The sequence below is a fragment of the Pseudomonas sp. MNR3A genome (assembly GCF_009650575.1).
Lineage (GTDB): Bacteria > Pseudomonadota > Gammaproteobacteria > Pseudomonadales > Pseudomonadaceae > Aquipseudomonas > Aquipseudomonas machongensis.
Genome location: NZ_VZZS01000009.1, coordinates 84,321 through 103,822, shown reverse-complemented (window position 1 = coordinate 103,822; position 19,502 = coordinate 84,321). Strand labels below are relative to the sequence as shown.

15 protein-coding genes and 1 tRNA gene are annotated in these 19,502 nt (G+C 63.7%); 2 read left to right on the top strand and 14 right to left on the bottom strand.

What is annotated here, in order from left to right; genetic code table 11:
• Positions 1–103: 103 nt before the first annotated feature.
• From F6X62_RS07620 to F6X62_RS07605, 4 genes are all read right to left on the bottom strand, one after another.
• Positions 104–2,656, bottom strand: coding sequence for a TonB-dependent receptor (locus tag F6X62_RS07620; protein ID WP_153773141.1), 2,553 nt, complete (start codon positions 2,654–2,656; stop codon positions 104–106).
• A gap of 115 nt (positions 2,657–2,771) precedes the next feature.
• On the bottom strand, positions 2,772–3,725 hold the full coding sequence (locus F6X62_RS07615) for a FecR domain-containing protein (RefSeq protein ID WP_153773140.1): 954 nt from the start codon (positions 3,723–3,725) through the stop codon (positions 2,772–2,774).
• The gene (locus F6X62_RS07610) at positions 3,722–4,249 is read right to left on the bottom strand and encodes an RNA polymerase sigma factor (RefSeq protein WP_063545935.1); all 528 of its coding nucleotides are present in this window, start codon (positions 4,247–4,249) and stop codon (positions 3,722–3,724) included. Before F6X62_RS07610 ends, F6X62_RS07615 begins: the two co-directional genes overlap by 4 nt.
• Positions 4,250–4,336: 87 nt before the next feature.
• The gene (locus F6X62_RS07605; protein ID WP_153773139.1) at positions 4,337–5,356 is read right to left on the bottom strand and encodes a DUF4917 family protein; all 1,020 of its coding nucleotides are present in this window, start codon (positions 5,354–5,356) and stop codon (positions 4,337–4,339) included.
• Between the two features lie 128 nt (positions 5,357–5,484).
• On the opposite strand from F6X62_RS07605, the gene F6X62_RS07600 reads away from it, so the two are divergent.
• A complete protein-coding gene (locus tag F6X62_RS07600) occupies positions 5,485–6,555 on the top strand; it encodes a glycerophosphodiester phosphodiesterase family protein (protein WP_153773138.1) in 1,071 nt (356 codons plus the stop codon).
• Here the strand turns inward: F6X62_RS07600 and F6X62_RS07595 are convergent, their stop codons facing one another.
• The 6 genes from F6X62_RS07595 to plsB form a co-directional block, all read right to left on the bottom strand.
• Entirely contained in the window at positions 6,556–8,256 is a 1,701-nt protein-coding gene (locus F6X62_RS07595) for a SulP family inorganic anion transporter (protein WP_153773137.1), read from the bottom strand.
• Positions 8,257–8,459: 203 nt separating this feature from the next.
• Positions 8,460–8,533: transfer RNA gene (locus F6X62_RS07590), tRNA-Gly, on the bottom strand.
• Between the two features lie 111 nt (positions 8,534–8,644).
• Positions 8,645–9,526 (bottom strand): alpha/beta fold hydrolase, encoded by an 882-nt coding sequence (locus F6X62_RS07585; RefSeq protein WP_153773136.1) that lies wholly within the window; start codon positions 9,524–9,526, stop codon positions 8,645–8,647.
• A 452-nt stretch (positions 9,527–9,978) separates the two neighbouring features.
• The gene (locus F6X62_RS07580) at positions 9,979–10,665 is read right to left on the bottom strand and encodes a DUF4197 domain-containing protein (protein ID WP_054894470.1); all 687 of its coding nucleotides are present in this window, start codon (positions 10,663–10,665) and stop codon (positions 9,979–9,981) included.
• Positions 10,666–10,698: 33 nt separating this feature from the next.
• On the bottom strand, positions 10,699–11,097 hold the full coding sequence (locus tag F6X62_RS07575) for a YbaY family lipoprotein (RefSeq protein ID WP_054894469.1): 399 nt from the start codon (positions 11,095–11,097) through the stop codon (positions 10,699–10,701).
• Between the two features lie 194 nt (positions 11,098–11,291).
• The gene (gene plsB, locus F6X62_RS07570; RefSeq protein WP_153773135.1) at positions 11,292–13,778 is read right to left on the bottom strand and encodes a glycerol-3-phosphate 1-O-acyltransferase PlsB; all 2,487 of its coding nucleotides are present in this window, start codon (positions 13,776–13,778) and stop codon (positions 11,292–11,294) included.
• A 231-nt stretch (positions 13,779–14,009) separates the two neighbouring features.
• Between plsB and F6X62_RS07565 the strand changes: the two genes are divergently transcribed.
• Positions 14,010–14,219, top strand: coding sequence for a cold-shock protein (locus tag F6X62_RS07565; RefSeq protein WP_065862298.1), 210 nt, complete (start codon positions 14,010–14,012; stop codon positions 14,217–14,219).
• Positions 14,220–14,283: 64 nt separating this feature from the next.
• Here the strand turns inward: F6X62_RS07565 and F6X62_RS07560 are convergent, their stop codons facing one another.
• From F6X62_RS07560 to F6X62_RS07545, 4 genes are all read right to left on the bottom strand, one after another.
• On the bottom strand, positions 14,284–14,661 hold the full coding sequence (locus F6X62_RS07560; RefSeq protein ID WP_054894467.1) for a hypothetical protein: 378 nt from the start codon (positions 14,659–14,661) through the stop codon (positions 14,284–14,286).
• A 19-nt stretch (positions 14,662–14,680) separates the two neighbouring features.
• Complete coding sequence (locus F6X62_RS07555; RefSeq protein WP_065862296.1) at positions 14,681–15,493, bottom strand: putative RNA methyltransferase; 813 nt, start codon at positions 15,491–15,493, stop codon at positions 14,681–14,683.
• Positions 15,493–16,644 carry a succinyl-diaminopimelate desuccinylase gene (gene dapE, locus F6X62_RS07550; protein WP_153773134.1) on the bottom strand — a complete coding sequence of 384 codons (1,152 nt, stop codon included), beginning with the start codon at positions 16,642–16,644 and terminating at the stop codon, positions 15,493–15,495. Before dapE ends, F6X62_RS07555 begins: the two co-directional genes overlap by 1 nt.
• Positions 16,645–16,844: 200 nt before the next feature.
• The gene (locus F6X62_RS07545; protein WP_153773133.1) at positions 16,845–19,436 is read right to left on the bottom strand and encodes a glycosyltransferase; all 2,592 of its coding nucleotides are present in this window, start codon (positions 19,434–19,436) and stop codon (positions 16,845–16,847) included.
• Positions 19,437–19,502: the final 66 nt, after the last annotated feature.

Here is a 19,502-nt window from a genome sequence, read left to right as displayed (position 1 = left end):
TGCCAGGCCCTGTGGGAGCGGGTTTACCCGCGAACAGCACACCGCCAATGTTCGCGGTGGTTCGGCGCCCCGACAAGCTCGCCCCCACCGCGACTGGCGACAATCAGAAGAACCGCGTCACGCTGATCTTGGCATTGCGCCCTTGCATCAGCGCATTCTCCCCCGACAGCTCTGGTCGGGCCGACTCGTTGAACAGGTTGTCCACCGTCAGGTTGACCTCGGTACCTTTCAGGTAGGCCTGCTGCGGCTTCCAGTTGGCGAACAGGCCGTGGATCTGGTAGCTGCTGTTGGCGAACTGATCGTAGTAACGGTCACCCAGTACGCTGGCCGGCCCCTCGTAGTATTTGTCGCTTGGCAGGCGGTCGGTCTTGCGCACGAACTGCGCGGTCCAGCCGATCCGCGCATCCCAGGCCGGAATCTTCACCCCCAGCGTGGTGATCCATTTCGGCGCGGGAATATCCTTGGCCCACACATCCGGGCCCCAGGGGTTGGTGTAGGCGCCCTGGTGACGGCCGGTGATCCAGGAGAACGACGCCGAGCCGAACAGGTAGGTCGAATCGTAGAAGCTCTCGACCTCGAAGCCCTTGATCACCACATCGCCAATGTTGCGGTAGTTGGAGATCAGCCCGCCGCCACAGGTGTTGGCGATGCTGCCACCGGTGACCAGTTGCTGTGGGCAGCCGATGCCGGTGGCCTTGAAGATCTCGTCCTCGATGTGGTTGCGAAACAGCGTGGTGCGCACCTGGGCGCTGTCGTTGGCCAGCAGGAGGTTGTCGAAGTCGAACACGCTGCCCACGCGCAGGGCGGTGATGCGCTCCGGGTCCAGGTTGCGGCTGGTGGCGGTGCGGCTACCGCTGCCCTGGACTTCGTACTGCTCGTCCAGCACCGGCGCCCGCCAGGTCTTGCTGTAGTCGGCGAACAGGGCGGTGTTGGGCGTGACCTTCCAGAACACCGACAGACGTGGCGACCAGCCGCTGTAGGTCTTGTCGCTGTAGTCGTGGCCCGCGGCCGGGTTGTTGTACAGCGGGGCATTGTTGGGCTTGCCCTCGTTGGTCACCTGGTCGTAGCGCAGCGACGGGGTGATGGTCACATCACCCAGGGTGACGGCGTCCTGCAGGTAGTAGCCCTGGCTCCGTACCTTGCCGCTGGGCATGAAGTACGGCTGGTAGTGGCCGTAGTTGTAGCGCGGCGTGTCGTAGATGCCGCCCGGCATCCACATCTGCGTGTCGCGGTCGTGGCGGCGCACTTGCACGCCCGCCGTCAGTGCGTGCTCCAGCACGCCGGTCTCGAACAGGCTGGTGTTGGTCACGGCGAGCATACGGTCGCGGTACTCGGTGTCCATCTTGCGCCCGCCGGTGGCAGGCTGGAAAAACGCCGTGGCCAGGCGCTCGTCGGTCTGCTTGGTGTCGGAGTCGGAGTACTTCACTTCCAGGTCGACCCAGCGGTTGTCGATCGGCTGGTAGGTGTAGGTGGTCGACCAGGTGGTGTCGGTGGTGGTGCGGTTGGCCAGGAAGCGTTTGAGCGCCGCTTCGTAGCCGTACTTCTTGATGTCGGCGGCGGTGGGCGGCGTGGGGTAGGCCGTGGACGAGAACGGTGCCCAGCGTTCGCTCTGCGACTGTGACCAGGAGAAGCCCAGGCTGTGCTCTTCGTTGAAGTGCACGTTGCCCTTGAACAGTGCGCCGTCCAGGTCCAGGGCGCTGTTGGGCAGGCGCGTCGGGTTGATCGGGTAGCGGCCGTCCGGGTCGGGGATGTTGCTGGCCAGCTTCATGTCGCCGCCGTCGCGCTTGGTCAGGTAGGCCAAGCCATCGAAGCGGCCATCCTCGGTGCGACCGAACAGCGCCGAGCTGTACACCTGCTGGTGGTCGTTGCTGGCGTAGCCGTACTTGACCATCGCGCCGCTGTTGCGCCCTTCCTGGAGCAGGTCGCCGGCGTCCTTGGTGGTCATGTTGACGCTGCCGCCGAAACCGCCATTGCCGGTCTTGACCGAGTGCGGGCCTTTTTCCACCTCGATGTGCTTGATCAGCTCCGGCTCGATGAACACCGTGCCTTGCTGGTAGCGTTCGAAGCCGCTCTTGGTGGCGCCGTCGACGGTCATCGGCACGTCTTCGGCGTCGCCCAGGCCCCAGATGTTGATGGTCTGCCCGCCCGGCTTGGCCGAGCCGCCCATGTTCACGCCTGGCAGAGTGGCGAGCACGCTGGGGATATTGCTGGGCTGGTAGCGGTCGATCTGTTCCTGGTTGAGGGTCGAGCGTCCGACGTTCTGCGGTCCGATCTGCTGGCCGTCGCCGACGATGCTCATGGCGCCGAGCTGGATGCTGTTGTCGGCCTGCGGTTGCTCTTCGTTGAGCCGCACCACGTAGGTGTTGCCCATGCGCACCATGCTGAAGCGGCTGCCGGCAAGCAGGCGGGCGATCGCATCCTGCGCCTCGAAGGCACCTTGCAGGGCCGGGGCCTGGGCGTTGTGCAGCAGGGCTTCGTCGAACAGCAGCTGGACCTTGGCCTGCTGCGCCAGTTGGCTCAGCGAGCGCGCCAGCGGTTGGGCGGGCAGGTCGAACTGCTGCGGCGCGGCTTCGGCGGCCAGGCTGATGGCCAGGCACAGGGCGAGCAGGGTGGGACGAGTGGGCAAGGTTTTCAACGGACGCAACGCAGGCAACATGGATTCCCCCAAACGGCAAATGGCCGGAAAAAAGCCCGCCGTTCACGCGGCAGGCGGGGAGGAAGACGCGGTGTTGGGAAAAACCCTCACCTGCGAATGATTAAAATTCTCAAATTTATTTCGGCCGGTGCTCGATGCGCAGGCGGCCGTCGCCGAGCAGGGTGGTTTTTACCGGGAGCAACGCGGGCAGGGCGGTGAGCAGTGCATCCGGATCGTGCACATCGAGATTGCCCGACACCTTGTAGCGGCCCAGGCTCGGATCGGCGAGCAGCACCGGTTGCTGGCGGTACAGGCTCAGTTCGTCGATCAGGCTCGCCAGCTCACGGTTGCGAAAGCTCACGTGGCCATCGCGCCAATCGGCCACCGGCTGCTCTCCGAGCTCCTGGCGCACCAGCGTGCCGCGCGCCGGGTCGTAGGTGACGCGTTGTCCGGCACCGAGCAGCAGCGCAGGCTGATGTTCGCCCGAGGTCTCGAAGACGACCTGGCCGTGGGCCACGCTCAGGGCCAGCTCGCGGTCGCCGCGGCGCAGGTCGAAGCCGGTGCCGACCACGCGCACGCGGGCACTGCCGGCATCGACGAACAGCGGGCGCTCCTTGTCGGGTGCCACCTCGATGTACAGCTGGCCGTGTTCGAGGCTGATCAATCGTTGTTCGGCGGTGAAGTCCAGGCGCAGGCGGGTCTGGGCGTTGACGAACAACTGGCTGCCATCGGGCAGGCGCAGGGTGCGCATGCTGTTGCTGGCCGCCAGGTTCTGATGCATCGGTGCAGCGGTGCTGCCCAGGTTGCTGGCCAGCACCGCGCACAGCAGCGCCGCGGCCACCGCCAGAGCCGGACGCCAGCGCGGTGCCTGGCGTATGGGCAGGGCGACAGGCTGGCTGGCCTGCTTGAGCGCCGCCAGGTCGTCCCACAGCTGTTCGAACTGGCGATAGGCGCGCGCATGCTCCGGGTGCTGGATCCACAGGGCGAAAGCCTTGCGTTCATCACGCGACGGGGTATTGCGGTTGCGCGTGAACCAACTGGCCGCCTGGGCGTCGATCGGACGCTGGTCGATGTCGTCGATAAGGCTCATTGCGGCTGCTCCCTGCCATTGTCACTGTCCAGCCGTTGCTTGCATTGCAGCAGGGCGGCGGCGATGTGCTTCTCGACCATGCTTACGGAAATGTCCATGCGTTCAGCGATCTGTGCCTGGGTCAGGCCTTCGAAGCGGTGCAGCATAAGGGCTTCTCGTCGCCGCGGCGAGAGTTCGCCGAGCACTTCACGCAATTGATCCAGGCGTTGCGCGTGCTGGGCGTGGTCGAGCGGGTCGTTGTCGGCCGCTGTTTCGTCCTGGGCCTGGTCGTCGAGCACGGCATGGCGCACCTTCTGCCGACGCCAGTGATCGCTCAGCAAGTTGCGCGCCACCTGGAACAGAAAGGCGCGGGGTTGCTCGACCTTGGCCCGGTCGCGGTAGCCCAGCCATTGGGTGAAGACATCCTGGGTCATGTCGGCGGCGTCACTGGCATTGTCCATGCGCTTGCGCAGGAAATGCAGGATCTCGGCATAGAAGCCGCGGCAGGTGTCCTGGGTGGCTGGGTCGGGCTTGAGGCGCTGCATGCACGCTTTCCGGGCTGGCCTGGGAAGGAAAGGGTGCGGATCTTATCGAGAATTATTTACATTTACCAGATCGCCGCGGATGAATTGTCAGTGACGTCGCGCTTGCGCCAACGGCACCGGCAGTGCCAGTTCCGCGGCGCCGAGCGGGTGGCTGGTGGCGTCGAAGAAGTGCAGGGAAACGCCAGCAAGATCGGCGAAGCGCTTGGAAAAGTGCTGCTTCTGGTTGATGATCGAGGCTTCGTTCAGAGGCCGGATGGCGATGCTCAAGTGCTTGGGGCGGGCTTGGTGAATGGCTTGCAGCAGGTGTTCGTCGCTGCTGTCCAGGTGGTGGCCGAACAGGCATAGACCGTCGTGTTCGGTGGCCAACTGCGCGAGGCTCCAGGCCAGATAGTCCGAGTTGCGGATCGCCCGCAGCTTCTGCTCGCTGCGGTCTTCATTGACGAACAGCGGCACCTCGCCAGGGATGTTCACGGCGAAGCCGTCGAGCAGTTCGCTGCCGACAGCGCTGCGCTGGCGCGTGCTGCCGTCGGGCAGCTTGAGCAGGTGCATGCCACCGTGCAGGTGCATGACCCGGGTGCCGGTGCTGGCGGTGCGGCGTACATCGAAGAAACCTTCGTCATCGAACAGCTGCGCGAAACCTTGTGGCGCATGTTCGATGGCCCAGGGCAGGATCAGGTCGTAGTTGCTGGTGTAGACGCTGCGGTACTGGCGCAGTGCGGCGTTGATCGACGCCAGGGTGGCGCTCGACAACAGCGTGTGCGGCGGATGCACCGTGCGGGTGGCGTGGATCAACGCTTCCTTGATCGAGTAGTAGCGGTTCAGCGGCGCGGTGGAGTTGATCGCCAGGGCCGCGTTGGCCCGTACCGTGGTGTTCAGGGTGCTCAGCACCGGTTCGAACAGCTCGGTGCCCAAGGCCTTGAACAGCGCCTGGTCGCTGATCGCCAGGCCGCTCTTGCGTCCCGCGCGCTGCGCCTGTTCGAACAGCGAGAAGTAGCCGAACGGCTTCCACAGCACCCGACTGGCGCCGTTGCCCACCAGCAGGGCGGTGCAGGAGTGGCGGGCGTTGAGATCGGGCCAGTTGGCCAGCTGGGAATCGAGAGAGGGCATCGCGCATCCGTGGGGCAAGGGTGAACGCGGGGACTTTAGCATGTCATCCAAGCTGTGAGAGGCTTGCGTCTCCAAGGAATCAGCTGCGCAGCTTCCGTTCTGAACGCGCAGCCCAAGAGGATCGATGAATGCGTATACCTGCTCTTCCGGCAATTGGCCTGGCCCTGCTCCTTTGCGCGATGAACGCTGGCGCCAGCGATGGCCCCTCCCTGGCCAAGGCCCAGCATGTTCCACATCCGGCGGTGATCGCCCACCGCGGCGCCTCCTTCGATGCCCCCGAATCGACGCGAGCGGCCTATCTGCTGGCCCGTGAACTGGGCGCCGACTACCTGGAGCTCGACCTGCAGCGCACCCGTGACAACGTGCTGGTGGTGGTGCATGACGATGTGCTGGCGCGTACCAGCGATGTGGCCGAGCGCTTCCCCGAGCGGGCGAAGAGCCCGGTCAGCGATTTCACCCTCGCCGAGTTGAAGTCGCTCGATGCCGGCAGTTGGTTCAACAAGGCCTACCCGGATCGTGCCCGTGAGTCGTTCGGCAAGCTGCAGATCCTGACGCTGGACGAAGTGATCGATATCGCCGAAGGCAACCCCGAGCGCCATCCGGGGCTGTACATCGAGACCAAGGTGCCCAAGCAATTTCCGGGCATCGAGAAGCAGCTCAAGGAAAAACTCGAGGCTCGCGGCTGGCTCGACAAGCCGGGCCGGGTGATCCTGCAGACGTTCGATCGCAACAGCCTGGCGCTGCTGCACCAGCAGATGCCACAGGTGCCGAAGATCCTGCTGCTGTGGATCGGCAAGGACAGCATCGAGCCGAAGTCGGGCAAGGATTTTGCCGATTCCGCTGAACAGGACAAGGCCGCGTTCTATGCCCGCCAGGAACCGAAGGACCGTGAGGAATTCCTCCGTTGGCTGGATGCGGCCAAGGCCGGTGGCGCCATCGGTACGGGGCCCTCGGCGGTGCGCAGCAACCTGGGCGAGCAGAGCTATGCCGATCTGATCAAGCCATGGATGAACCAGGCCAGCCATGAGCGCGGCTTGCTGGTGCATGTCTACACCCTCGATGAGCGCGTGGACTTCGACAAGGCGATGAAGGCGGGGGTGGATGGCATCTTCACCAACCGGGCCGCAGAGTTGCTGCGTTTCTACGGGCGCCCGGAGGTGCCGGACGAGGCGCAGTTGTTGAAGAAGCTGGGTTACTGATCAGGCTTTTTGCGCTGTGCTGCGCTCCCTGTTACGCCACACCCGATAGGCGCGGATACCGGCGCGGACCGAGCCGAACAGCAGCTTGTCTTCCATCTCCCGCGCCATCCCCGAACGCACCAGCATGCGCAGGAAGGTGCCGCGGGCGCGGGCGATGGCGAAGTGCACGCCTTGCGCTTGCAAGGTGTCGCGCACTTCGCGCAGGGCGGCGATGCCGCTGACGTCGATGCTGGTCACGGCCTCGGCATCGAACAGCACAGCCTTGGGCTCGGGCTCGCGCTGCAGGGCTTCGAGCAGGCGCATCTTGAAGTAGTCGGCGTTGAAGAACAGGATCGCGTCATCGAAGCGGTACACCACCAGGCCAGGTACCGTGCGCGCGTCCTGGTGCTGGCGTACGTCGACCTGGCCTTCGATACCCGGTACCCAGCCGAGCACGGCATCGGTGGGTTGGTAGATGGTGTAGAGCAGACGCAGGATGGCCAGGGTCACGGCGAAGACGATGCCTGGCAGCACGCCCAGGCCAAGCACGCCGATGGTCGTCAGCAGGCACAGCCAGAACTCGAAGCGGCTCAGGCGCCGGATCTTGCCCAGGGACTTCACGTCAATCAGACCCCAACCGGCCATCAACAGCACGGCGCCCAGTGCGGCCTGGGGGATCCAGGCCATGGGAGCGGTGAAGAACAGCAGGATCAGCGCGATCACCAGCGCGGCAATGATGCCCACCAACTGGCTCTTGCCACCGACCATGTCGTTGACCGCGGTGCGCGAGTCCGCGCCGCTGATGGCGAAGCCCTGGGAGATGCCTGCGGCCAGGTTGCTCACACCCAGGGCGACGAACTCGTGGTTGGCATTGATCGCGTAGCCATGCCGCGCGGCGAAACTGCGCGCGGTGAGCATGGCGCTGCAGAAGCTGACCGTGGCGATACCCAGCGCGTCGCGCAGCAGGCTCTTGGTTTCGGCCAGGTTGCTCTGGGGCCAGGCCAGCTCCGGGATGCCCGCAGGCACTGGGCCCAGGATCGCTACGCCGAATCGGTCGAGACCGAACAGGGCTGCGAGCACGGTGAACACTGCCACAGTCACCAGTGCCGCAGGCAACCTCGGATAGCGCCTGGGCAGCCAGATCAGCAGGGCCAGGCCACCGAGGCCGATGACCAGGGTCAGCCAGTGGATCTCACCCAGGCGCTCGAGGAAATTGATCAGACTCAGCACGAAGCCATCGCCCTCGATGCGGAACCCGACCACTTTCGACAGTTGTCCGGCAATCAGGCTCAGGCCGATACCGTTGAGGTAGCCGATCAGGATCGGCCGCGAAAAGAAGCTGGCGATGAACCCGGCGCGGGCCAGGCCCGCCGCGATCAGCATCACCCCGACCAGTACCGTGACGATCACCGACAATTCGGCGATGCGCTGCGGATCGCCCATTGCCAAGGGCGCCACAGCCCCGGCGATCATTGCGCAAGTGGCGGCATCGGGGCCGACCATCAATTGCCGCGAGCTGCCGATCAGGGCGTAGACCATCATCGGCAGTACGCAGGCATACAGGCCGTACTGCGGCGGCAGGCCAACAATCTGCGCGTAGGCGATGGCGATCGGGATCTGGATCGCGGCCACCGACAGGCCCGCCTGCAGGTCGGCGTGGAACCACTCGCGACGGTAGTGCAGGAGGTTGGCCAGGCCGGGCAACCAGCGGGAGAGAAACATGGGCAGTCCCTTGGAAATGTCTCTGGGTAGAGTAGGCGATATGCACCCGAAGCCGTCTCGCTTGCAAGCGAAATCCGGCCGCGCATTCAAGCGGATCGGCAAGGGGGCGGCCATGGGCCAGATCAATGGAAGATGCAGAAACGAAAAAAGAGCCGACGGCTCTTTTTACGGGCGCTGAAACCAGGGGTTTCAGGCGAGGAATCTGGAGCGGGTAGAGGGAATCGAACCCTCAACTAAAGCTTGGGAAGCTTTCGTTTTGCCACTAAACTATACCCGCTTCGCAGCGCGACTTTTTACCAGAACCCAAGCCTCATGAGAAGCCCAGGGTTGTAAAAAAGCCTGTCGACGACCTGAACCGGCGGGTAACGGCCACAGGTCGCCGGGCCGCTCAGATGGCCAACGCATGCTGCCCCTGCACGTAGGTGTAACGTTGGCGCGGCTCGCGTGCTGGCTTGAGGAAACCCAGCATGGCATTGCGGGTATCCTCGCAGGCGGTCTTGTGTTCCATGTCGAGGAAGTGGCCGGCATCGCGAATCACGCTGAACTGGCTCTTGCCCACATGGCGGCTGAACTGCCGGGCATCCTCGACGGTGGTGTACTCGTCACGTTCGCCGTTGATGAACAGCACCGGAATATCGATGTTGCGCGCGCCCTTCAATGCCCGCTCCAGATCATGATCCAGCACCTGGTTGATGTGAAAGTGCATCTGTGCGTACTCGTGGCTGTCCAGGCTGCTTACGTGGCGGTAGTTGAAGCGCTTGAACAGCGATGGCAGGTGTTTGCCGATGGTGTCGTTGACCAGGTTGCCGACCTGATAGCGATCGCAGGCCGACAGGTACTGGCAGCCGCGCTCGAGGTAGTCGCGCATCGGATCGTTGATCACCGGCGAGAACGAACTGACGATCGCCTTCTTCACCAGGCGTGGCTGGTGCGCCAGTGCCAGCAGGGTGCACGCGCCGCCCCAGGAGAACGACATCACGTGATCGGCACGGAAGTGCTCGATCAGCTCCAGCAGGATATGCGCCTCGGTCTCTTTCGTGAGCAGACGTTCCTGGCGGTTGTGTGGCTTGGACTTGCCGGCATAGGGCTGGTCGTACAGCACCACGTTGAATTGCGGATACAGATTGCGCACCGTCTGGGCAAAAGATGCCGTGGTGGCCAGCGAGCCGTTGATCAGGACGATCGACTTCTCTGCCGTTTCCGCGCGATAGAACTCCGTGTAAACCCGGTACTGACCTTGGATATCAAGTACAGCGATTTCTGGCCTCATGTCATCGACTCCTGGCGCAAAAAGGGCACTCGCGTCATCTAGTGGCCTGCTCAGTCGTATCGATCGCTCGAGAAGGCTGCGCAGAACCCTAGGGTGCACGTTCCATATGACAGGTAGGCATTCGCCTTGAAGTGAAACCGGGGGCCCAGTGCCGATCCCGGTTGCGCGGGTCGACGGGTATTGTTGTAGGCGGGCGATCTGCCGTGCCCCAAGGCATCGAGACCCTGGGTGGCCAGCAAAAGGCGTCTTGGACTCCATGAGTGACCGATGAGTCACATGAAGACTGACGAATTGGATTCAAGCAGCCGTGCGCGGATCGTGCAAGTGCCGCCTGGGGGATCTTTTGCGCAAAACCGCCGGATGGTCGTTCTGGCGGCGCCCATGGGCGTGGGCTGGGGTGGCATCGCGGGCGTTTGCCCGCGATGCATGTTCAGGCAGTGACGTTGGGCGAATCAGAGTGCGCCGAACACTTTCTTGGCCAGGCTGGTCGCGGCCTGTGCCGGGTTCTGGCGGATGCTCTGTTCTTGCTTGGCAATCATTTCGAACAGCCCATCCAGGGCCTTTTCGGTCACATAGTTCTCGATATTGGCGTCGTCCTTGATCAGGCCCAGCCCCTTGGCCTGGCCGGCGAAGCTGTTGTACTGCTGGGCCAGACCGACCTTGTCGGTAGCCTGCTTGACGATCGGCAGGAACTTGGCGCGAATCTGCTCGCGGCTGCTCTTGTTCAGGTACTGGGTGGCCGAATCCTCACCACCGCTGAGGATGCCCTTGGCATCGGTGACGGTCATCTTTTTCACCGCATCCACGAGAATCGCCTGGGCTTGTGGCACGGCAGCCTCAGCAGCCTTGTTCATGCTGTTTTCCAGGGCATCGACCTGATCGCCCTTGCCAAACATCTTCATCGCTTTGGCGGCCTTGCCCAGGTTGCCGGGCAGTTCGATGCGTACGTCAGGGTTATTGTTGAAGCCCCCTGGGGTGCTCAACTGCTTGACGGCAATCTGCGCGCCCTGAGTCAGGGCGTCCTTGAGGCCGCCGGAGGCGTCGCTCTGGGACAGGTCGCCAAGCGACAGGGCCAGGGCGCTGGCCGACAACAGCAAGCCGGCGCACAGGGTGGTGAAGCGCAAGGAGGAGCGAATCATGGAGACTTCCTTATGGGCAGAAATGAAGCGGGATCAGCGCACCTGATCGACTTTGATCCGCACAGGTTGCGGGTCGCTGCCGTCGAGTCGGACGCCGTGGTGTTCGGTGTTGATGAACAGCAACTTGCCATCGAGCTCGATACGCGCGCTGACGGCGTAGCGATGACCCGGTTGGACCTTGGCCGGGTCGTAGCTGAGCTGGAACGGCAGTGGCACGTTGCCTTTGACCGGACCTGACTGGCTGGCCAGGGTGACGGCCGGGGCGTCCATCAGCGAGACATCCTGCAGGCTCACGCTGAGCGTAGCGGCAGGCGGCAGGGCAATGCGCTGCAGGTAGAAGACTTCGCCTTCCAGGCTGGCCTGGTGGGACGGGGTATGGCTGGAGCAGGCTGTGAGCAGGGTGGCACAGCACAGCGTGAGAAGTTTTTTCATGGAATCTCCGCAGTCCTTGGCGTGGGCTTGTGGCCGACCACTGGGACTTTAGCGCAATGGCGGGTGGGGAAGGAAATCTGTCCGGTGCTCAGCGCCATGCCCGGAACATTTGCCGCGTTGGTCTTTTCGCTGGCAAGCCCGCTCCTACAAAATCTTGCAGGGGTGGGCTTGCCTGCGAAAAGGCCAACCCTGGATCAGGCGATAGCCTGTTCTCCGGTGTCGTCCCTATGCAGCGCCACCTGCCGGATCGACAAGCGCAGCTCCGCCGACAGCACGCGCTTGGCGACGCCTTCGGCCAGCTCGGCGAGTTTGTCGTGGTAGCCAAGCTTGCCATTGCCATCGGGCAGCAGCACGCCTTCACGCACCAGGGTCTGGATGAAGTGGCGGAACAGGGTCTTGTCGAAGAACTCCGGGGCATTGAGCCCATGCAGGATCGACAGGCGCTGGGCCATCATCACGCACAGGTCTTCCAGTTCTTCGGCGTTCAGGCTGTGCTGGCCACTGTTGAGCAGCAGCGAAGTGGCCATGTAGAAACGCTGTAGCGTCTGGGTGATGGCGCGGGCCAACAGGGTGAGCAGCACGAACTGGCGCGAGCTGGGCGCCGGACGCAGGTACACGCCGTTCTCGAAGCGCAGCAGGCCTTGCTCGACCAGTGCGCTCAGCCATTGGTCGATGGCCTCGTCGAGTTGCTCCGGTGTCCAGCGCAGGAACAATTCGGCCTGCAGGTACGGGTAAAGCGCCTGTACATATTGCCCCACCAGTTCGCGACTCATCCGCGAGCTGCTGAGGAAGAAACTGGCGAGCAGCGCCGGCAGGGCGAAGATGTGCAGGACGTTGTTGCGGTAATAGGTCATCAGCACCGCATTGGCTTCGTCCAGGTAGAGGATACGCCCCAGGGCGTCCTTCTGTTCGGCCAGCAACTCCATGCCCCTGACATGTTCGATCAGCGCCTTGCCGTCGCCTTCGGGCAGGGTCACGTGGCTTGAGTAGGGCACCTGGCGCAGCAGGGCCAGGTAGAGGTCGAGCACACGAATCAGGGCGCGCTCGTCGAGCGCCAGGCGGCTGGTCGAGAGCAGCGCGAGGGCTACCAGGTTGACCGGGTTGATGGCTGCCGCACCGTTCAGGTGTTGGGCCACCGTCTGGCCCAGGCGTGTAGTGGTGTCGTTGAGCCAAGCCGGGCGGAACTGCGGGGCAAGGTCTTGCTCGCGCCAGCCAGGTTGCTGCTGGTCCAGGAACGCGCCCAGGCGGATCGGTTCGCCGAAGTTGACATAGACCTGGCCGAAGCGTTGCTTGAGGGCGCCGATGACCTTGAAGATGTCGAAAATCGACTCTTTCTTCTTGCTCGCACCACGCAGCTCTCCCAGGTAGGTGCGGCCTTCGAGTACGCGTTCATAGCCGATATAGACCGGCACGAAGACGATCGGCGTGCGCGAGGAACGCAGGAAGCTGCGCAGGGTGATCGCCAGCATGCCCGGGCGTGGCTGCAGCATGCGCCCGGTGCGCGAGCGTCCGCCCTCGACGAAGTACTCCACCGGGAAACCCTTGGTGAACAAGGTGTGCAGGTACTCGTTGAACACTGCGGTGTACAACGGGTTACCCTTGAACGTCCGGCGCATGAAGAACGCACCACCGCGGCGCAACAGGCCGCCGATCACCGGCATGTTGAGGTTGATGCCGGCGGCGATGTGCGGCGGCGTCAGGCCATTGCGGAACAACAGGTACGACAGCAGCAGGTAGTCGATGTGGCTGCGATGGCACGGCACGTAGATCACTTCGTGGCCCGGTGCGATGCCTTGCACCTGTTCGATGTGGTTGACCTTGATGCCGTCGTAGATCTTGTTCCAGAACCAGCTCAGCACCACTTCCAGGAAACGGATCGCGGTGTAGGTGTAGTCAGAGGCGATCTCGTTGCCGTAGTGCAACGCCTTGGCCTCGGCCTTGGCGTAAGGGATCTTCTCGCGCTCGGCTTCATCGCTGATCGCCTGGCGTACCAGCGGGTCATGGACCAGGCCTTTGACCAGGTTGCGTCGGTGCGAGATGTCCGGCCCGATCACTGCGGTCTTGAGGTTGCGAAAATGCACGCGCAGCAGGCGCTGGGCCATGCGCACGGTACGCTCCTGGCCCTTGTTGTGCTGCACCAGTTCACGCAGGTGGATCGGCGCGGAGAACTGCACGCGGGTCTTGCGGCCGAGGATCAACACACTGAGCAGCCGGCGCAGACGGCCGGTGACTGCCCAGCTGTCGGCGAACAACAGTTTCCACGGGCTGGATTCGCTGGCCGGGGTCTGCCCCCAGAACACGCTGACCGGAATGATTTGCGCATCCTCTTCGGCATGCTCGCCAATGGCCGCGATCAGGCGCTCCAGGGTGGGGGGCGCGCCGCGTTTGTCCTGGCGGCCTAGCCAGTCCGGGTCTGGGGTGAGGTAGAAGAACGCCGCAGGTTCGTGCAGCGGCCCAACGGCAACGGGCAACACGGGGCGTGGCAGCCCCGCTTTGGTGCATTCGCGGTCGACCACCGCCAGGTCAGTGAGCGACGGCGAGGGCAAGGCATAGAACACCGGGCGGCTGCGGTCGAGCTTGAGCGTCAGCGAAGACTGATTGATGGTTTCGGATCGCACCCACAGATAGAGCACGCGACGCAGGGCGCCGAAGATCAGGCGGCGCAGGGGGGAACGGGTCATGGGGTGTCTGCCCTGGAAAATGTATCAGGTGATATACCAGCAAGTTAGGCTGCTGTATCTGCATAAGTTCAGCAAAAATCGGCCATCCACGGGCCAGTCATCAAATTTTTTTGTTCTCTGTCATATACTCGGTCCGCACCTTGCAGGAAATTTCCTCAAGCAGTGTCGGCACAGGGAGGAGACCCTGTGCCTGCAAGGCGATCTTCAAAATAAAAATCCGGAGTGTTTCAGATGTCGTCTCGTGAGACTGGGAATGTGAAGTGGTTCAACGATGCCAAGGGTTTTGGCTTCATTCAGCGCGACGGGGGAGCGGATGTGTTCGTCCACTATCGTGCGATCCGCGGTGAGGGGCATCGTACCCTGGTCGAGGGACAGCAGGTCGAATACTCCCTGGTGCAGGGCCAGAAAGGCCTGCAGGCAGAGGACGTGGTCGGTCTCTGACAAGTAGTCGGCACGCTTCAAGCTGCAGGTTGTCCGTGGAACTTGCAGCCTGATGCGAGCTTTTTCAGCTGGTGCGCCAGGTGATTTCCTCTTCACCGTCGGCGCTGATGCGGATCCAGCGATCGGCATCCTCTTCACCATCTTCCTCGACCCAACTGCCCGGCGCGCAGCGCACTTCGACATTGAGCGCAGCGAAGGCGGCGCGGGCGCAAGCGACATCATCGGCCCACGGCGTCTGATCGCTTTCCAGGTACAGGCTGTTCCATTTCCCTACAGCCTTGGGTAACCAGGTGACCGGAATGTTACCGGCTGTGCACTTGAAGGTCTGGCCTTTCTGTTTCCATTCGCTGCATGGGCCCAAGGCCTGGGTCAGCCAGTCGGCGATCTGCTTGTGATCGACGTCGGCGTCCTTGAGGTAGATCTCGATATCGGGTTGGCGCATTTCAGGGCTCCGGGTGTGCTCAGTCTTGGCGCACGAAATAGTCATAACGCATGGAAACCGTGACGTCGAACGGCTCAGGCTGCTCGATCACGCTGGCACGTTTCTCGGCGCTGGCGCGCCAGCCGTGCGGGGTCATCGCCAGCAGGTCCGCGCGGGCCTTGCCTTCGCCCAGTGTCAGGGTGAACTCGAGCACCTCGCCGTGGGCGTGCTGCATGCCGTCCGGGACCAAGGCCAGGTGCTTGTCGTCGGCGTAGGGGCGCACTTCATCGTAGAGCATCTGGCGCAACTCCATCAGGTGGCCGCTGGTCGGTCCGACCCGCATCAGGCCGCCACCTGGGGCGAGCAGGCGCTTGGCTTCGGCCCAGTCCAGCGGGCTGAAGACACTGGCGATGAAGTTGCAGCTGGCGTCCGCCATCGGCACTCGAGCCATGCTGGCGACCATCCAGGTCAACTGTGGCGCGCGGCGGCAGGCGCGCTTGACTGCCTCGCGGGAGATGTCCAGCGCATAGCCGTCTGCCGTTGGCAGCGCCTGGGCGATCTGCGCGGTGTAATAGCCCTCGCCGCAGCCGATGTCGAGCCACGTTGCAGGCTGGCGCTCGGCGGCCAGTTGCGCCAGGCGCGCGGCTACCGGAGCGTAGTGACCGGCGTCGAGGAAGTCGCGGCGAGCCTCGACCATCGCTTGATTGTCGCCCGGGTCGCGGCTGTTCTTGTGCTGTACTGGCAGCAGGTTCAGGTAGCCTTGGCGGGCGCGGTCGAAGCGGTGGCCGGCAGGGCAGGCCACGCCGTTGTCGAGCTGCGCCAGGGGCGCCTGGCAGAGGGGGCAGGCAAGCATCAGGCGAGCAACCGCACCAGGGTTTGGTAGTAGATTTCGGTCAGCAGGTCCAGGTCGCTGGCCAGGATGCGCTCGTCCACCTGGTGGATGGTGGCGTTGACCGGACCCAGTTCGACCACCTGGGTGCCCATGGTGGCGATGAAGCGGCCATCGGAGGTGCCGCCGCTGGTGGACGGCTGGGTGGCGCGACCGGTGACGGCCTTGATGCTCGATGACACCGCATCGAGCAGCTCACCCGGTTCGGTGAGGAACGGCAGGCCCGACAGCGCCCAGTCGATCGACCAGTCCAACTGGTGCTTGTCGAGAATCGTCGCGACCCGCTGCTGCAGGCCTTCGACGGTCGACTCGGTGGAGAAGCGGAAGTTGAACAGCGCGATCAGGTCGCCCGGGACCACGTTGGTGGCGCCGGTGCCGGAGTTGAGGTTGGAGATCTGGAAGCTGGTCGGCGGGAAGAAGGCATTGCCCTCGTCCCAGTGCTCGGCGGCAAGTTCTGCCAGGGCCGGTGCGGCCAGGTGGATCGGGTTGCGGGCCAGGTGCGGGTAGGCCACGTGACCCTGCTTGCCGCGCACGGTCAGCTTGGCGCCGAGCGAGCCGCGACGGCCGTTCTTGACCACGTCCCCGAGCAGGGTGGTGCTCGACGGCTCGCCGACGATGCACCAGTCCAGGCGCTCGTTGCGGGCCTTGAGCAACTCGACCACGGCCTTGGTGCCGTGATGCGCCGGGCCTTCCTCGTCGCTGGTGATGAGGAAGGCCACCTTGCCGCGGTGATTGGGGTAATCGTTCACGAAGCGCTCACTGGCGATCACCATCGAGGCCAGGCTGCCTTTCATGTCGGCAGCACCGCGGCCGCAGAGCATGCCGTCGGCGTCGATCAGCGCGTCGAAAGGCTCATGCTGCCATTGCTGCACGGGGCCGGTGGGCACCACGTCGGTGTGACCGGCGAAGCACAGCACCGGGCCGTCCTGGTTGCCATGGGTGGCCCAGAAGTTGTCGACGTCCTCGAAGCGCATCGGCTCGAGCTGGAAGCCGACGGCACCCAGGCGGTTCATCATCTGGGTCTGGCAGTCGGCATCGACCGGCGTCACCGAGGGGCGACGGATCAGGTCGCAGGCCAGTTGAAGGGTGGGCGAGAGCTCGGCTGGGGCCGTCATGGGGGACTCCGGGGCAAGGCAAGGCGGGAAATCTTGGGGGCGTTATCTTATATCAAATGATTTCAGGCTTCACGGCCCATTCGCCAGCAAGTCGCAGCAGTGGTTCGCCCCTGCCAGCCCATGCACGGTCCACAGCACCGGTGCGGTACCTGCAGGAGCGGGCTTGCCCGCGAATGGGCTGCCAAGCAGCCCCCGCTACATCAGGCCTGCTGCGGTTCGGCGGCCTTTTCTCCAGGCTTGGGCAGCGACGACAGCAACGCCATCACCAATGCCGCCAGATATGGCAGCGACTGCACCAGCAGCATCGCTACCCAGAAACGCATGTCGGAACTGGGCAGCCCTTGCACCAGGTAGATCCCAGCCGCTGCGCTCCACAACAGCAACATGATGAACAGTTCTTCGCGTGCCTCGGAGATCGCCACCAGCACGCCATGGCTGTCGGCGTTCTTCGGGGTGCGGAAGAACGGCATGCTGCTGGTGAAGAAGCCGTACAGCACCGCCTTGGCGATAGTGTGCGACAACGCCAGGCCCGCCAGGGCGGCGGCGAAGGCATCCTTCATGTTGACCCCCACCGCACGGCGGTAGAGGAAGACGATCTTGCCGACCTTGAAGAAGAACAGCGCCAGCGGCGGGATGGCAAAGATCATCAGCGGTGGATCGACGCGATGCGGCACGATGATCATTGCCGCCGACCACAACAATGCGCCGACGGTGAAGAAAATGTTCATGCCGTCGGCGATCCATGGCAGCCAGCCGGCCAGGAAATGGTAGCGCTGGCCACGGGTCAGCTCGCTGTTTTTACCGCGCAGAAGAGCGCTGGCGTGGTGCTTGATGATTTGGATCGCACCATAGGCCCAGCGGAAGCGCTGTTTCTTGAAGTCGATGAAGGTGTCGGGCATCAGGCCCTTGCCATAGCTGTTGTGGGCGTAGGCAGCCGACAGCCCCTTCTCGAACACTCGCAGGCCCAGCTCGGCATCCTCGCAAATGCACCATTCGGCCCAGCCCAGCTCTTCGAGCACGCTGCGGCGGGTCATGGTCATGGTGCCATGCTGGATGATCGCGTCACGGTCGTTGCGGGTGACCATGCCGATGTGGAAGAAGCCCTTGTACTCGCTGTAGCAGAGCTTCTTGAAGGCGCTCTCGTGCTGGTCGCGGTAGTCCTGCGGCGACTGCACCACGGCGATCTTCGGGTCGGCGAAGTGCGGCACCATGTGCTTGAGCCAGTTGCGGTCGACGCAGTAGTCCGAGTCGATCACCGCGATCACCTCGGCGTCCTTGGCGGTGTGCGGGATCAGGTAATTCAGTGCGCCGCCCTTGAAGCCGGCCAGCGGTGCCACGTGGAAGAAGCGAAAGCGCTCGCCGAGTTTCTCGCAGTGGGCCTTGAGCGGCTCCCACACGGCCGGGTCCTTGGTGTTGTTGTCGATCACCAATACTTCGTAGTCTGGATAGTCCAGGGCGGCGAGGGCGTCGAGGGTCTGTTTCACCATCTCCGGTGGCTCGTTGTAGCACGGCACGTGCACCGAGACCTTGGGCCGGTACGCAGCGTCGCCCTGCACCGGCAGGAACTCGCGTCGTCGCTTGTGAATCCATACGGCCTCGGCCAGCTCGTGGGCCTCGGTGAGCAAGACGATGAACACGCCGATGGCGCCGAGGGCCAGAAGCAAGCCTACGGTCAGGCTGAACCAGGTGCTGTACTGCTGGCTGTAGTCGTAGGCGATCCACACCAGCACCGACCCGCAGAGGAAGGTGATGAAGGTCAGGAAGGTGCGTCCGCGTTGGCGCAGGGCCGAGCCGTCGATCAGCAGCACGGTCAGGGCGATCATCGCCAGCACCACCGAAGCCACGGCCAGGGCTCGCCATTGTGGAATGGCAACCACCGGCCCTTCGAAGTTGAATTTCTGCTGGCGTTCGGCGTTGAACACGCCCCAGTAGGCGCCCACCGAGCCTTCGTCGCTGGCTTTCCAGGGTTGGTCGTAGGCTTCGATCACGAAGTAGTTGAAGCCGCGGCGGTTCAAGGTGTTGACCAGGGTGCGCAGGTAGATTGCCTGGTCAGCCTGGGTCGCATCGGCACCGCCGCGCATGCGGCCATTGCTCGGCCAGCCCACTTCCGACAGCAGCAAGGGTTTGCGCGGGAACTGGCGCTTGAGGTCGCGGGCGCGGTCGAGCACGAACTGGATCGAGTCGCCCACCGGCACGAACTCCCAGTAAGGCAGGATGTGCGCGGCGATCAGGTCGACGTGCTTGGCCAGTTCCGGGTGCTCTTTCCAGATGTGCCATTGCTCACTGGTGGTCACCGGCACCTTGACCGCAGCCCGCACACGGTCCAGGTACTTGATCAGCGCCTCTGGAGTGATCTCCTCGCGGAACAGCGCCTCGTTGCCCACCACTACTCGCACCACGCTGCGCGAGCTATTGGCCAGACCGATGGCTTTTTCGATCTCGCGCTCGTTGCGCTCCAGGTCCGTACTGATCCAGATGCCCAGGGTCACACGCAGGCCCAACTCCTCGGCCAGGTGCGGAATTTCCGCCTGGGTGCCTTCGACGGTGTAGATACGGATGCTGTCGGTGAGCTTGCTGAGTTGCTCCAGATCCTGGCGCATCTCGTCTTCGCTGGGATACTGGCCCTTTTGCGGGCTTTCACCGAGACGGAAGGGCGAGTAGGAGAAGCCGGAGATCTGCTCTGGCCAGGCAGGGGCCGACACCGGGCGGTTGACCAGCGCCCAGAAGCCGGTGAACAGCGCGGCAATGGCCAGCACCACTACCAGGTTGAGACCGAATTTGCGTGATGACATAGGTGATTCAGTTTCCGAGGCAGGGAGCGGGAAGCTCGCGTCGTGGATCCCGCTCTGTTGTCGTCC